This is a genomic window from Frigoribacterium sp. Leaf164 (assembly GCF_001423665.1).
Lineage (GTDB): Bacteria > Actinomycetota > Actinomycetes > Actinomycetales > Microbacteriaceae > Frigoribacterium > Frigoribacterium endophyticum.
Genome location: NZ_LMOX01000001.1, coordinates 291 through 14,023, shown reverse-complemented (window position 1 = coordinate 14,023; position 13,733 = coordinate 291). Strand labels below are relative to the sequence as shown.

The window sequence follows — 13,733 nt, the reverse complement described above, 5'->3', positions numbered from 1 at the left end:
GTCGCGGAGGCGCTCCGCGCCTCCCTCAGCTCCAGCGCGCTGGCTGAACTCGATCGAGGTGCGAGTCCGGACGTAGTCGGGCGAGCGGCCCCTCGGTCGCGGGCGGCGGCATCGACCGTGCCTCGGCACCGGCACCGGCACCGGCACCGGCACCGCGGGGCGTAGCGTCGACCGCATGCCTGACCAGCCCGCTCCCTCCGTCGCGCCCGACGCCCCCGAGCACGACCACCGCCCCGTCTTCGACCTCGTCGCCGAGGGCGACCTGGGCCTCGACGACCACGAGGCGATCGCCGCGATGCTGGGGCTCGCCTTCTCCGAGTACGACCACTGGTACGCCGGGGCCCGCAGCTGGGCCGGCATGCAGCCCGAGCTGCGGGTGCTCGGCCGCGTCGGCGACGTCGTGGTCGCGCACGCCGGCCTGCGGCGGCAGTTCGTGACGGTCGGCGAGACGGATCTGCTCGTCACGGCGGTGGGCATGGTGGCGGTGAGCCCGATCCTGCAGGGCACGGGCCAGGGCGGGGAGCTGCTCCGCCGGGTCGACGAGGGGCTCGCCCGGCTGGGCAGCCGGTTCGGCCTGCTCGAGACGGGCGAGGGGGTCCAGGGCTTCTACCGGCGTGCGGGCTGGCGCCCGCTGCACGGCGTCACGGGCCACTTCACGGCGTTCAGCGCCGACGGCGCCGGGGTGCTGGTCAGCCAGGACGAGGGCTGGCTCGTCCGCGAGGTCGGCGCCGACCTCGCCGAGTGGCCCGCCGGCGACCTCCGCTGGAACGGCCAGATGGTCTGAGCGGCCGACCCGCGCCTCCCCCGGTCCGCCGCCGCTGGCCCGCCGCCGCCGGTGGCTGACCTCGCCGTACCCGGAATGCGAGAGGCATCGGACGCTGCCGCCCACGACTCCCCCGCCCCGCCGCTCCCGGAACCCCGATCACTCTCAAATTACGAGGTCGGGGCCCGAGCTCGCACAGAGCCTGAGCCCCCGGGACGCACAGGAGGCGCGGTGCCCGTCGACCGGGCACCGCGCCTCCCGCAGTGCGGAGCTGCCGACTACGCGGGCACGCCCACCGTCGCCGGGTCCTCGTTCGAGCCGGGCGCCTCGGGCGAGACGCCGGCGCGCACGCGGGCGCCGAGGATGGGGTCGACCGAGTTCCAGTACTGGAACACGCGCTCGAGCAGGTCGGGGCGCGTCACCTTCGAGACGTGCCCGACGATGTTGGCGACGAGGCGGTCACGCTGCTCGTCGTCCATCACGTCGCGCACGAGCGAGCCGGCCTGGCCGAAGTCGTCGTCCTCGGCGTGCAGGGTCGCGGCCGAGCGGACGAGCTCGCCGTCGCTCTCCCAGCCGCCGGTGTCGCCGGCCGCCTGCGGGTCGGCCGCGGGGCCGCCCACCGAGTTGGGCGCGTAGACCGGCGCCGTCGCCTCGCTGAAGTGGTAGCGCGCCGCGCCGTCCTTCGAGTACGAGTGCACCTCGGTCTTCGGGGCGTTCACCGGCAGCTGCTGGTGGTTGACGCCCACGCGGTAGCGGTGCGCGTCGGCGTAGCTGAAGATGCGGGCGAGCAGCATCTTGTCGGGGCTCGTCGCGATGCCGGGCACGAAGTTCGAGGGGGCGAAGGCGGCCTGCTCGATCTGCGCGAAGTAGTTCTCCGGGTTGCGGTCGAGGGTCATCGTGCCGACCTCGATCAGCGGGTAGTCGCTGTGCGGCCACACCTTGGTGAGGTCGAACGGGTTGAAGCGGTAGCCGGCAGCGTCGGCGTACGGCATGACCTGCACCGAGAGGGTCCAGGTCGGGAACTCGCCCCGCTCGATCGCGGTCGACAGGTCGCGGATGTGGAAGTCGGCGTCCTCGCCCGCGATGCGGTCGGCGTCGTCCTGCGTGAGGATGGCGTTGCCCTGGTCGGACTTGAAGTGGTACTTGACCCAGGAGCGCTCGCCCTCGGCGTTGATCCACTGGTAGGTGTGCGAGCCGAAGCCGTCCATCTGGCGCCACGACGCGGGCAGGCCGCGGTCGCCCATCAGCCAGGTGACCTGGTGGGCCGACTCGGGCGAGAGGGTCCAGAAGTCCCACTGCATGTCGTGGTCGCGCAGGTGGCTGCCGGGCAGGCGCTTCTGCGAGTGGATGAAGTCGGGGAACTTCATGCCGTCGCGGATGAAGAAGACGGGGGTGTTGTTGCCGACGAGGTCGTAGTTGCCCTCGCTCGTGTAGAACTTCAGCGCGAAGCCGCGGGGGTCGCGCCACGTGTCGGGGCTGCCCTGCTCACCGGCGACGGTCGAGAAGCGGGCCAGCATCTCGGTCTCGACGCCGGGCTGGAAGAGCGCGGCGCGGGTGTACTGCGAGACGTCGCCGGTGGTGACGAAGCGGCCGAACGCGCCGCCGCCCTTGGCGTGGACGATGCGCTCCGGCACCTTCTCGCGGTTGAAGTTCGCGAGCTTCTCGACGAGGCGGTGGTCGTGCAGCACGATGGGGCCGTCGGCCCCGACGGTCTGCGAGTGGGCGTCGCTCGCGGCGGGCGCTCCGTTGTCGGTCGTGGTCACGGGGGTGGCGTCGGTCATGACTCCTCGTTTCGTTCGGTGTTCAGTCACGGGTCGTTCAGGCACCCGGCACGCGGCCGGGGAAGACGGTGGGGCGGGCCCTCAGGAGGCGCGGGTCAGGTCGCCGACGGCGGTCGCGTCGCCGGTGCCGCCGGCCTCCGCGTCGAGCTCGACGTCGTCGTCGGAGTCGCGACAGGCCGCGCACAGCCCCCAGAAGGTGACCTCGGCGGTCTGCACCGTGAACCCCGCGTCGTTCGACGGGGTCAGGCACGGCGCGTGCCCGACGACGCAGTCGACGTCGGCCACGTCGCCGCAGACCGTGCAGACGACGTGGTGGTGGTTGTCGCCGGTGCGGAGCTCGTAGAGCGCCGGCGAACCGGCCGGCTCGATGCGGCGCACGAGCCCGGCGCCCGCGAGCGCGGCGAGGACGCCGTAGACCGCCTGGAGCGAGGTGCCCGGCAGCGCCAGGGCGATCTTCGCGAAGACGACGTCGGCGGCCGCGTGCGGCATGCCCTCGAGCGCCTCGAGCACGGCGAGGCGAGGCGCCGTCACCCGGAGGCCGGCTCCGCGGAGCCGGTCGTGGGTGGCGCTGGTCTCGGGGTGCACCTGACCATCATGGCACTTATCTTGAACAGTTCAAGACAGCGCGCCCTCATCCGCAGCCGCTGCACAGGCGCGGCCCCGGGCGCCGGCCCCTCCTGCGCGCCCGCACCGCGCCTCCCGGACACCGCTTCGCCCCGTGGACGTCCGCCGGAGCCCAGTAGTGGGGGATGCGACCGTGGCGGCGCGTCCGTAGCGTGGTCGGCGGGACGGCACCCGACGCACAACCCGAGGAGCACCACGTGACCAGGACGGTCGACACCACCAGCACCACCCCGCAGTCGTACGAGCGGCTGCGCCCTGCCATGCGCCTCTGGTACCTCTGGTGGCTCTCCCGGTCGCGCCGCGTCGCGTCGCCCCGCGACGAGCCGTCCGCGCGCTCGACCGCGACCGACGCCGACACCGTGCTCATCGTCGGCAACGGCCCGGCCCACGGCTGGGGCGTGCGCTCGCACGACCAGGCCCTCGTCGGCCAGCTGTCGCGGGCGTCGTCGGCCGCCACCGGCCGCGCGTGCTCGGTCGACTACGTCGGCGACGAGATGATGAGCATCGAGTCGACCCGCTCGTGGATCCGCGACACCGACCTCGGGCTGTACGACACCTTCGTCGTGCTGGTCGGGCTCAACGACGCCGTCCGGCTCACGCCCCTCGACACCTGGGAGCGCGAGCTGCGCCAGCTCGTCGCCACCCTCGCCCGGCGGGCGCACCCCACGGCCCGCACCGTGCTGATCGGCGTCCCCCCGGTGCGCTCGGTCAAGCCGTTCGAGTCGCTGCTCGGCGCGGTCGCCGAGACCCACGCCGAGCGGATGAACGCGATCACCGAGCTGGTCGCCGACGAGACGGGCGCGAGCTACTTCCGCCTGCCGGCCGGCCTGCGTCGCCCCGACTCGCCCCACGGCTGCGTCGAGGGCTACCGCCAGTGGGCCCAGACGATCGCGCACCGCATCGCGCCCACCCTCGACAGCGTCCGACGCGTCGAGCTCGACGAGCGGCTGCCGCGCAGCCTGCCCGAGCGCTCGTTCGAGTGGAGCGGCGGCGCCACCCTCGTCGACAACGCGTCGCGGGGCGGCTCCGAAGTGCTGCAGCAGCTGGCGAAGGAGGCGGAGGCCGAGTTCGGCGTGGACGTCGCGGTCGTCAGCATGCTCGACGGCAGCAAGCTCTGGTACGCCAACAACACCGAGCTGCTCCCGGTCTCCATCCCCCGCGAGCTGACCTTCTGCGACGTCACCGTCGCGGAGGACGACGTGGTGGTCGTCGAGGACGCCCGCAAGGACGAGCGCTTCGCCGACAACCCCTACCTCGACCTCAACCACGGGTACTTCTACGCGGGCCACCCGATCCACTCGTCGACCGGCGAGACCATCGGCACCTTCTGCCTCCACGACATCCGGCCGCGGAAGTCGTCGTCGGTGTCGCCGGAGAAGCTCCGCGCGTTCGCCCTCCGCGCCGAGGCCGAGCTGCAGAGCTACGAGAAGTCGGTCGCCGGCCCGGTCGCGTCGCTCGGCCAGGGCGCCCTGCCCGGAGCGGGGCCGGCCCAGCCCGCCACGCGTCGCGAGCGCCGCGAGGCCGAGGCCCGCGCCGCCCTGCACGCCTGAGCCGCAGGGCCGCGGCCGGGGCCGCTGCCCCGGCCCCGGCCCCGGTCGACGGGTCTCGGCCTAGCGCCGCTCGCGCGGCACCTGGACGAGCGCCCCCGCCGCGTCGTTCGCGGCCCCGGCGGCGTCGTGCAGCGAGGCCCCGCCGGCCAGCTCCGCGACGAGCACCCCGGCGAACTCGTCGCCCGCGCCCGTCGTGTCGAGGGCGACCACGCGGGTGCTGGTCGTGACGTGCTCGACGCCTGCCGCGTCGGCGACGAAGGCGCCGGCACCCCCGGCCGTGACGACGGCGGAGGGGCTGAGCTCGAGGAGGCGACGCGCGACGTCCGCCGGCCGCCAGGCCCCGCCCTCGCGGACGGCTGACCGCGAGCCCGGCTCCCCGACCGGGCGGGCGGCCTCCGCCGCGCGCAGCAGGGCGAGCCCCTCGGCGGCGTTCACCACCACCGGGTCGCTCGCGGCCAGCACGTCGGCCGGCACGCTGCGCACCGGGCTGGCGTTGAAGACGAAGCGGGCGCCCGACGCCCGGCACCACTCGACGGCGGCGCGCAGGGCGGCCTCGCTGATCTCGTGCTGGGCGAGGACGACGTCGGGCCGGATCCGGTCGAGCTCGGCGGCGACGTGCTCGGGCGTCAGCGCGCCGTTCGCGAGCGGCGCGACGACGATGATGTTCTCGCCGTCGGGAGCGACCGTGATGAGGGCCCGGCCGGTCAGCCCCGGGGCGCGGTGCACCCCGGCCACGTCGATGCCGTGGCCTGCCGCCCACGCGACCACGCGGTCGCCGACGGGGTCGTCGCCGACGGAGGAGACGAGAGCCGTGGTGCCGCGCCGCACCGCCCCGACGGCCTGGTTGAGGCCCTTGCCGCCCGGCGCCTCCTCGTACTCCGACCCGAGGACGGTCTCGCCGGCGCGGGGGAACTCCCGGACGCGGGCGACCAGGTCGAGGTTGACGGATCCGACGACGGCGACTGTGGGCTCGGTTGTGCTCATGCCTCCATCCTGGCCCGCCACGGGCGCTCGGCGACGCCCTCCACCACGGTCAGCCCTGGGGATGACTTCGGAGGCCGCCTGTGGAGGAACGCCCCGTCGGGGCAGACCGGTCGCTACGGTTCGACCATGACAGCCTCCATGCACGCCGGGCCGCGCACCGGCCGCTCGGGCGACCCGGCCGCCGCCCGGGCGCTCGACCTCTCGGGGCGCGACCTCGTCGTCGACCTGGCCCGCGTGGCCTGCGTGCTGCTGGTCGTGGTCATCCACGTCCTGATGGTCGGCGTCGCGGTCGACGCCGACGGCGCCGTCACCGCGACGCAGCCGCTCACCGAGCAGCCCTGGTTCGCGGTGTCGACCTGGGCCGGTCAGGTGATGCCCCTCTTCTTCGTGCTCGGCGGCTTCGCGAGCGCGACGTCGTGGGCGAGCGCCCGCCGCCGCGGCGTCACGGCCTCCGAGCACGTGGCCGGTCGCCTGGTCCGGCTCGCCCGGCCCGCCGTGCCCGTGTTCGTCGTGCTCGCCGCGGCCCTGCTCGTCGCGACGCTGCTCGGCGTCGACCCCGCCCTGCTCGACGTGGTGGCGACCGGGGTCGGCTCGCCCCTGTGGTTCCTGGCCGCCTACGCGATCACGCAGGTGGCGGTGCCGACGATGGCGCGCCTGCACGAGACCCGCCCCGCCGTGACCTTCGTCACCCTGGCGACCGCGGCGGTCCTCGTCGACGCCGCCCGCTGGTCGAGCGGGGTGACCGACGTCGGCCTGCTCAACCTGGTCTTCGTCTGGCTGTTCGTCCAGCAGCTGGGGTTCGCGGTCGCGAGCGGCTGGCTCGGGCGCGCTCCGCGCCTCCTGCTGGTCGCCGTCGCCGCGGCGTGCTGGCTGTCGCTGCCCGTGCTGACCACGGTCGGCCCGTGGTCCCCCGACATGCTCGCCGGCCTGAACCCGCCGACCGTGCCGCTGATGGTGCTCGGCGTCGGCCAGATCTGCGTCCTGACGCTCCTCCGCCCGCTCCTCGAGCGGCTCATGGCGACGACGCCGGCCCGCGCCGTCGTGCTGGCCGTGGGCAGCCGCGGCATGACGATCTACCTGTGGCACCTGCCGCTGCTGATCGCCGTGCTCGGGGTCTGCCTCGCGCTCGGCGGCCCGCTGCCCGAGCCCGGCTCGGCCGCCTGGTGGTGGAGCCGAGGGCCCGTCGCGCTGCTGGTGGTGGGGCTCGCGTGTGCGGTGTCGCTCCTGACCGGGCGTCTCGAACAGCCGCCGCGGCGCCGGTCCGCCGATGCCGCGAGCCCGCCCGTCGGCGTCGTCGTGGTCGCCGCGGCGCTGGTCGTCGCGCCGACCTTCGCGGTGATGCTGTGGGGGCTGGACCTGCCGCTGGCGATCGCGGGGGCCGTGGCCCTGCCGCTCGCCGTCCAGCTGCTCGCGCCCCGCGCGAGGTGAGGGTGACGCCCGGCCGGTCGGGGGGTGCCGGCCGGGCGTCCTACGGCGTCGGGCGGATCAGGAACCCTCAACCGGATGTCGACAGGAGGCCCGATCACGAGGCCCTGTTCCTGCCGCTGCGTCAATGGTGCGACGCGATCCGATGACGACGCTGGGAGGAGCCTCGGCAACAGCCGACAACCGCGGCTCCCTCCCCAGCTCGACGGCTCGCCCCGCGGCCCCGGGCGCCTCCCCGTGCCCGCGGGCCCGGGCCTCCCCCTGCCCTAGACTCGACGCGTCCATCCGCTACCGCTTCTGCAGGAGTTGATCGTGCCCACCATCGTCGTCGAGGTCATGCCCAAGGCTGAACTGCTCGACCCCCAGGGCAAGGCCGTCGCCGGCGCCCTGGCCCGTCTCGGCTCCGCCGCTCCCGACCAGGCCGGAGCGACGTTCACCGACGTCCGCATCGGCAAGCGCTTCGAGCTGACCGTCGAGGGCGAGGTGACCGAGGCCGTCCTGGCGGAGGTGCGCCGACTCGCCGACGACGTGCTCTCGAACTCCGTGATCGAGGACGTCGTGGGCGTCACGGTGCTCGACGCGGCCCCCGCAGCCTGATGCGCGTCGGCGTCGTCACCTTCCCCGGCTCCCTCGACGACCGCGACGCGCAGCGCGCGGTGCGCCTCGCCGGCGGCGATCCCGTCGCCCTCTGGCACGGTCAGCACGACCTCCAGGGCGTCGAGGCGCTCATCCTGCCCGGCGGCTTCAGCTACGGCGACTACCTGCGCGCCGGCGCGATCGCCTCGCTCTCGCCGATCATGACCGAGGTCGTCTCGGCCGCGAAGTCGGGCATGCCGGTGCTCGGCATCTGCAACGGCTTCCAGATGCTGGCGGAGGCGCGGCTCATCCCCGGTGCCCACACCCGGAACGCGCACCAGCAGTTCATCCGTCGCGACCAGGTGCTGCGGGTCGAGAACGCCTCCACCGACTGGACGAACGGCTTCACGGAGGGGCAGGAGATCACCATCCCCCTCAAGAACGCCGACGGCCGGTTCATCGCCGACGCCGAGACCATCGCGCGCATCGAGGGCGAGGGCCAGGTCGCCTTCCGCTACGTCGGGGTCAACCCCAACGGCTCGATGGACGACATCGCCGGCGTCTCGAACGCCCGCGGCAACGTCGTCGGGCTCATGCCGCACCCCGAGCACGCCACCGAGCCCGGCTTCGGCCCCGACAAGCCCGACGCCATGTCGAGCGGCGTCGACGGCCTCACCTTCTTCACGTCCGTCATCGAGAGGGCCCTGTCCAAGTGAGCATCAACGACGACCACGCCGAGCTGATCGACGTCCGCCCCGAGGGCCCCAAGCCCGACACGGTCGCCGACGCGGCGGCGACGCCCGACAAGGAGCAGCCCTACGCGGCGCTCGGCCTCAAGGCCGACGAGTACGCGAAGATCCGCGAGATCCTCGGCCGTCGCCCCACGAGCGGCGAGCTGGCGATGTACTCGGTCATGTGGAGCGAGCACTGCTCCTACAAGTCGAGCAAGGTCTACCTGCGCCAGTTCGGCCAGAAGGTCTCCCCCGCCATGAAGAAAGACCTGATGGTCGGCATGGGCGAGAACGCGGGCGTGGTCGACGTCGGAGGCGGCTGGGCGGTGACCTTCAAGGTCGAGTCCCACAACCACCCCAGCTACATCGAGCCCTTCCAGGGCGCGGCCACGGGCGTCGGCGGCATCGTCCGCGACATCATCTCGATGGGCGCCCGCCCGGTCGCCGTGATGGACCAGCTCCGCTTCGGCGACATCGACGCCCCCGACACGGCGCGCGTCGTCGACGGCGTCGTGGGCGGCATCAGCTTCTACGCGAACTGCCTCGGCCTGCCCAACATCGGCGGCGAGACGTACTTCGACGCCGTGTACCAGGGCAACCCGCTGGTGAACGCCCTCGCGGTGGGCGTGCTCCGCCACGAGGACCTGCACCTCGCGAACGCCAAGGGCGTGGGCAACAAGGTGGTGCTCTTCGGGGCCCGCACCGGCGGCGACGGCATCGGGGGCGCCTCCATCCTGGCCTCCGACACGTTCTCGGCCGGTGGCCCGACCAAGCGCCCCTCGGTGCAGGTGGGCGACCCGTTCGCCGAGAAGGTGCTCATCGAGTGCTGCCTCGAGCTGTTCCGCGACGAGCTGGTCGAGGGCATCCAAGACCTGGGGGCCGCCGGCATCAGCTGTGCCACCTCCGAGCTCGCCTCGAACGGCGACGGCGGCATGTTCATCGAGCTCGACTCCGTCCTGCTGCGCGACCCGTCGCTCACGGCGGAGGAGATCCTCATGAGCGAGAGCCAGGAGCGCATGATGGCCGTCGTCCGCCCCGACAAGCTCGACGACTTCCTCGCGGTGACAGCCAAGTGGGACGTCGAGACGAGCGTGCTCGGCGAGGTCACCGACACGGGCCGCCTCGTCATCAACTGGCACGGCGAGGAGATCGTCAACGTCGAGCCGCGCACGGTCGCGGTCGACGGGCCGGTCTACGAGCGCCCGGTGGCGTACCCGACCTGGATCGACGCCCTCCAGGCCGACAGCGCGTCGGCCCTCGCCCGCCCCACGGGCAACGCGGTGCTGCGCGAGCAGTTCCTCCAGCTGCTCGGCTCGCCGAACCTCTCCGACAAGAGCTGGGTGACCAACCAGTACGACACGTACGTGCTCGGCAACACGGCGCTGAGCTTCCCCGACGACGGCGGCATGGTCCGGGTGGACGAGGAGTCGGGGCTCGGCTTCGCGATCGCCACCGACGCCAACGGCCGGTACTGCCAGCTCGACCCCAAGCAGGGAGCGCGTCTGGCCCTCGCGGAGGCGTACCGCAACGTCGCCGTCACGGGTGCCGTGCCCGCCGCGGTCACCGACTGCCTCAACTTCGGCAGCCCGGAGGACCCGGAGGTCATGTGGCAGTTCTCGCAGGCCGTCGAGGGCCTGGCCGACGGCTGCCTCGAGCTCGAGATCCCGGTCACGGGCGGCAACGTCTCGTTCTACAACCAGACCGGCACGGCGCCGATCCACCCGACCCCCGTGGTCGGCGTGCTCGGTGTCATCCAGGACGTCGCGAAGCGCGTGCCGTCGGGCTGGCAGGACGAGGGCGACAACATCTACCTGCTCGGCACGACGAAGCTCGAGCTCGACGGCTCGGCCTGGGCCGGGGTCGTGCACGACCACCTCGGCGGTCGTCCGCCGGCGGTCGACCTCGAGGCGGAGAAGCAGCTGGCGGGCCTCCTGGCCGCCGGCGCCGACCAGTCGCTGCTCGCGGCGGCGCACGACCTCAGCGACGGCGGGCTGGGCCAGGCGCTGGCCGAGGCCGTGCTGCGGTTCGGCGTCGGTGCCCGCGTGTGGCTCGACGAGGTGATGGAGCGCGACGGCGTGGACGTGGCTACGGCGTTGTTCAGCGAGTCGACCGGCCGTGTCGTCGTCTCGGTGCCGCGTGAGGACGACGTGAAGTTCCGGGGCCTCTGCGAGGGCCGCGGCTACCCCGTCGCCCGCATCGGCGTGACGGACGGCGCCTCGGGCTCGCTCGAGATCCAGGACCGCTTCACGGTGACGATCGACGAGCTCCGTCGGACGCACCGCGGCACGCTCCCCGCGCGCTTCGGCGCGACCATCCCCGCCTGACGCGCACCCCGCACCACCCCCGAGGGCCCCTGCCACCGCAGGGGCCCTCTCCCGTCCCCGGACGGCGTAGCCCGTCCCCCGGGGCGGCGCAGCCCGCCCTCCCCTGGGCGGCGCAGCTCGCCCCCCGGGCGGCGAAGCTCGCCCTCCCCCCGGGCGGCACAGCTCGCCCCCCGGGCGGCACAGCTCGCCCCCCGGGCGGCACAGCTCGCCCCCCGGGCGGCGCAGCTCGCCCCCGGGCGGCGAAGCCCGCCCTCCCCAGCAGGGGGCGGCGAAGCTCGCCCCCGCGCGTCGGGCGGCGAAGCTCGCCCGACAGCGGCCGGCAGGCCGCCGAACAAGCACGAACAGCAATGCCCCCGGACCGAAAGGTCAAGGGGCATGCATTGCTGGGGTACCTGGACTCGAACCAAGAACAACTGAACCAGAATCAGTCGTGTTGCCAATTACACCATACCCCAATGACAACACCTGTGATGGTGTCGGCATCGTCGGCCCAGAACCTGAACCGATTGTCTACTGTACAGCATCTCCGAGGTGCTCGACACCACCGACGAGATCGCGGTTGATGGTGGCGGCGACCCGTGCCCCCGAGCCGGCGGCGACGATGAGCTGCTGCGGCCCGGGTGCGGTGGACTCCCCCGCCGCGTACAGGCCCTGCACCGAGGTGTGACCGTGGTCGTCGACGACGAGCAGGCCGTCGGCGTCGAGCTCGGCACCGGTGGGCGCGACGTACTCGAGCGCCCCCGACCACGTCGGTCGCACGAAGCCGGCCGTCCGGGCGACGACCTCGCCGTCGGCGAGCTCCACCCCGTGCATCCCCTCGCGGTCGCCCTGGATCGCGGCCACGCGGCGGCGCTCGACCCGGATGCCCCGGCTGGCGAGCCTCGACTCCTCGGACGCGGTGACGATGTCGGCGCCGTTCGTGAAGGCGACGATGTCGTCGCTCCACTGCGACAGCAGCAGCGCGCGCTCGGCGAGGTCGGGGTGCTCGCCGATGACGGCGATCGGCTGGTCGCGCTTGCCCCAGGCGTCGCATTCGATGCAGCTGTGCACGTAGGTGCCGTAGAACGCCCGGAGCGACCCGATGTCGGGCAGCGTCTCGTGCAGCCCCGTCGAGACCAGTACCACTCGCGCCGTGGCCGACGAGGCCGCTCCGCGGAACTCGCAGTCGATCTCGAAGCCGCCCTCGGTCGTGCGGATCGCCGTGGCCAGGGTCTGGCGGTGCTCGGCGCCCTCGTAGCCGAGGAACTCCTCGCGGCCGAGCTTCCGCAGCTCGAGGGGCGAGATGCCGTCGCGGGTGAGGAAGCCGTGCGACAGCAGCGTCGCGGAGTTCCGCGGTCGGTTGCTGTCGATCAGCAGCACGCGTCGCCGTGCCCGCACGAGGTTGAGGGCAGCGCTGAGCCCGGCGGGGCCGGCTCCGACGACGGCGACGTCGTACACGTCGTTCACGACCGGTCGAGCAGACGCTGGATGCGGCGCAGCGTCGACTCGCGCCCGAGGATCTCCATCGACTCGAAGAGCGGGGGGCTGACCTTGCGCCCCGACAGCGCCACGCGCAGCGGCCCGTACGCGAGCCGGGGCTTGAGCCCGAGCCCGTCGACGAGCGCTCCCTTGAGCGCCTCCTGGATCTCCGGGTGCGTCCAGCCCTCCAGCCCCTGCAGGGCCGCCGAGGAGGCGCGGAGAACGTCGTCCGCGGAGTCCGGCAGCGAGGCGATCGCGTCGGCCTCGTGCACGAGCTCGTCGTCGCCGACGAAGAGGAACGACAGCATCCCCCGCGCCTCGCTGAGCAAGGTCATGCGCTCCTGGACGAGGGGCGCCGCCTGCACCAGGATCGCCGTCTCGGCCTCCGTGGGAGGATCGCTGACCACGCCGTCGAGGTAGGGCAGCAAGCGAGAGCGGAAGTCGTCGGGCTCGAGCAGCCGGACGTGGTCGCCGTTGATGGACTCGGCCTTCTTGAGGTCGAAGCGAGCCGGGTTCGGGTTGACGTCGACGACGTCGAACGCCGCCACCATCTCGTCGATGCTGAACACGTCACGGTCGTGCGTGAGCGACCAGCCGAGCAGGGCCAGGTAGTTGACCAGGCCCTCGGGGATGAAGCCCCGATCGCGGTGGTGGAAGAGGTTCGACTCCGGGTCGCGCTTCGACAGCTTCTTGTTGCCGTCGCCCATGACATAGGGGAGGTGGCCGAAGCGCGGGATGAAGGAGGTCACGCCGAGCTCGACCAGCGCCTCGTAGAGAGCGATCTGCCGAGGCGTGGACGACAGGAGGTCCTCGCCACGCAGCACGTGGGTGATCCCCATCAGGGCGTCGTCGAGCGGGTTGACGAAGGTGTAGAGCGGGACACCGTTCGGCCGGACCACCACGAAGTCCGAGAAGGATCCCGCCGGGAAGGTGATCTCGCCGCGGACGAGGTCATCGAAGCTCAGGTCACGGTCCGGCACGCGGAGGCGCAGCGCCGGCTGGCGACCCTCAGCGCGGTAGGCCGCACGCTGGTCGTCCGTGAGCTCCCGCTCGAAGTTGTCGTAGCCCTGCTTCGGGTCACGCCCCTGCTCGACGTTGCGCGCCTCGATCTCCTCACCCGTGGCGAAGCTCTCGTACAGGAGCCCCTTCTCGAGGAGCTGGTCGATGACGTCACGGTAGATGTCGTGACGGAGCGACTGGCGGTAAGGAGCGTGAGGCCCGCCGACGTCGACGCCCTCGTCCCAGTCGATCTTCAACCAGCGCAGACCGTCGAGGATCTGCTCGTAGCTCTCCTCGCTGTCGCGGCTCGCGTCAGTGTCCTCGATGCGGAACACGAGCTTGCCGCCGGTGTGGCGGGCGTAGGCCCAGTTGAAGAGGGCGGTGCGGATGAGCCCGACGTGGGGCGTACCGGTGGGCGAGGGGCAGAACCGCACGCGCACATCAGTGCCGGTGGCGGTGGAGAAGGGAGCAGACATCGGTGATGATCTTACCGGCCGGCCCCCGTGGCCACCTGCGTT

11 protein-coding genes and 1 tRNA gene are annotated in these 13,733 nt (G+C 72.9%); 6 read left to right on the top strand and 6 right to left on the bottom strand.

Features of this window, described 5'->3' with window-relative positions:
- Positions 1–175 precede the first annotated feature (175 nt).
- Positions 176–784 (top strand): GNAT family N-acetyltransferase, encoded by a 609-nt coding sequence (locus ASF82_RS00060; protein WP_082514090.1) that lies wholly within the window; start codon positions 176–178, stop codon positions 782–784.
- A 257-nt stretch (positions 785–1,041) separates the two neighbouring features.
- Here the strand turns inward: ASF82_RS00060 and ASF82_RS00055 are convergent, their stop codons facing one another.
- Together ASF82_RS00055 and ASF82_RS00050 are read right to left on the bottom strand one after the other, a co-directional pair.
- Complete coding sequence (locus ASF82_RS00055; RefSeq protein ID WP_056051812.1) at positions 1,042–2,544, bottom strand: catalase; 1,503 nt, start codon at positions 2,542–2,544, stop codon at positions 1,042–1,044.
- 81 nt (positions 2,545–2,625) lie between these two features.
- Complete coding sequence (locus ASF82_RS00050; protein WP_082514088.1) at positions 2,626–3,129, bottom strand: Fur family transcriptional regulator; 504 nt, start codon at positions 3,127–3,129, stop codon at positions 2,626–2,628.
- A 236-nt stretch (positions 3,130–3,365) separates the two neighbouring features.
- Here ASF82_RS00050 and ASF82_RS00045 point away from each other — a divergent pair, with 236 nt between their 5' ends.
- On the top strand, positions 3,366–4,718 hold the full coding sequence (locus ASF82_RS00045) for a GAF domain-containing protein (protein ID WP_056051810.1): 1,353 nt from the start codon (positions 3,366–3,368) through the stop codon (positions 4,716–4,718).
- Positions 4,719–4,778: 60 nt separating this feature from the next.
- On the opposite strand, the gene ASF82_RS00040 is transcribed toward ASF82_RS00045, so the two are convergent.
- The gene (locus tag ASF82_RS00040) at positions 4,779–5,702 is read right to left on the bottom strand and encodes a ribokinase (protein ID WP_056051805.1); all 924 of its coding nucleotides are present in this window, start codon (positions 5,700–5,702) and stop codon (positions 4,779–4,781) included.
- 126 nt (positions 5,703–5,828) lie between these two features.
- Here ASF82_RS00040 and ASF82_RS00035 point away from each other — a divergent pair, with 126 nt between their 5' ends.
- The 4 genes from ASF82_RS00035 (at position 5,829) to purL (ending at position 10,758) form a co-directional block, all read left to right on the top strand.
- Complete coding sequence (locus ASF82_RS00035; protein ID WP_235491111.1) at positions 5,829–7,130, top strand: acyltransferase; 1,302 nt, start codon at positions 5,829–5,831, stop codon at positions 7,128–7,130.
- Between the two features lie 309 nt (positions 7,131–7,439).
- Positions 7,440–7,724: a phosphoribosylformylglycinamidine synthase subunit PurS gene (locus ASF82_RS00030; protein WP_056055429.1), complete on the top strand. Its 285-nt coding sequence runs from the start codon at positions 7,440–7,442 to the stop codon at positions 7,722–7,724.
- A complete protein-coding gene (gene purQ, locus ASF82_RS00025) occupies positions 7,724–8,419 on the top strand; it encodes a phosphoribosylformylglycinamidine synthase subunit PurQ (RefSeq protein WP_056051800.1) in 696 nt (231 codons plus the stop codon). Before ASF82_RS00030 ends, purQ begins: the two co-directional genes overlap by 1 nt.
- Positions 8,416–10,758, top strand: coding sequence for a phosphoribosylformylglycinamidine synthase subunit PurL (purL, locus tag ASF82_RS00020; protein ID WP_369814239.1), 2,343 nt, complete (start codon positions 8,416–8,418; stop codon positions 10,756–10,758). The genes purQ and purL overlap by 4 nt, the downstream gene beginning before the upstream one ends.
- 383 nt (positions 10,759–11,141) lie before the next feature.
- Here the strand turns inward: purL and ASF82_RS00015 are convergent.
- From ASF82_RS00015 to gltX, 3 genes are all read right to left on the bottom strand, one after another.
- Positions 11,142–11,213 (bottom strand) — tRNA-Gln (locus tag ASF82_RS00015).
- Between the two features lie 55 nt (positions 11,214–11,268).
- Positions 11,269–12,204 (bottom strand): NAD(P)/FAD-dependent oxidoreductase, encoded by a 936-nt coding sequence (locus ASF82_RS00010; protein ID WP_056051797.1) that lies wholly within the window; start codon positions 12,202–12,204, stop codon positions 11,269–11,271.
- On the bottom strand, positions 12,201–13,691 hold the full coding sequence (gltX, locus tag ASF82_RS00005) for a glutamate--tRNA ligase (RefSeq protein ID WP_056051794.1): 1,491 nt from the start codon (positions 13,689–13,691) through the stop codon (positions 12,201–12,203). The genes ASF82_RS00010 and gltX overlap by 4 nt, the downstream gene beginning before the upstream one ends.
- Positions 13,692–13,733: the final 42 nt, after the last annotated feature.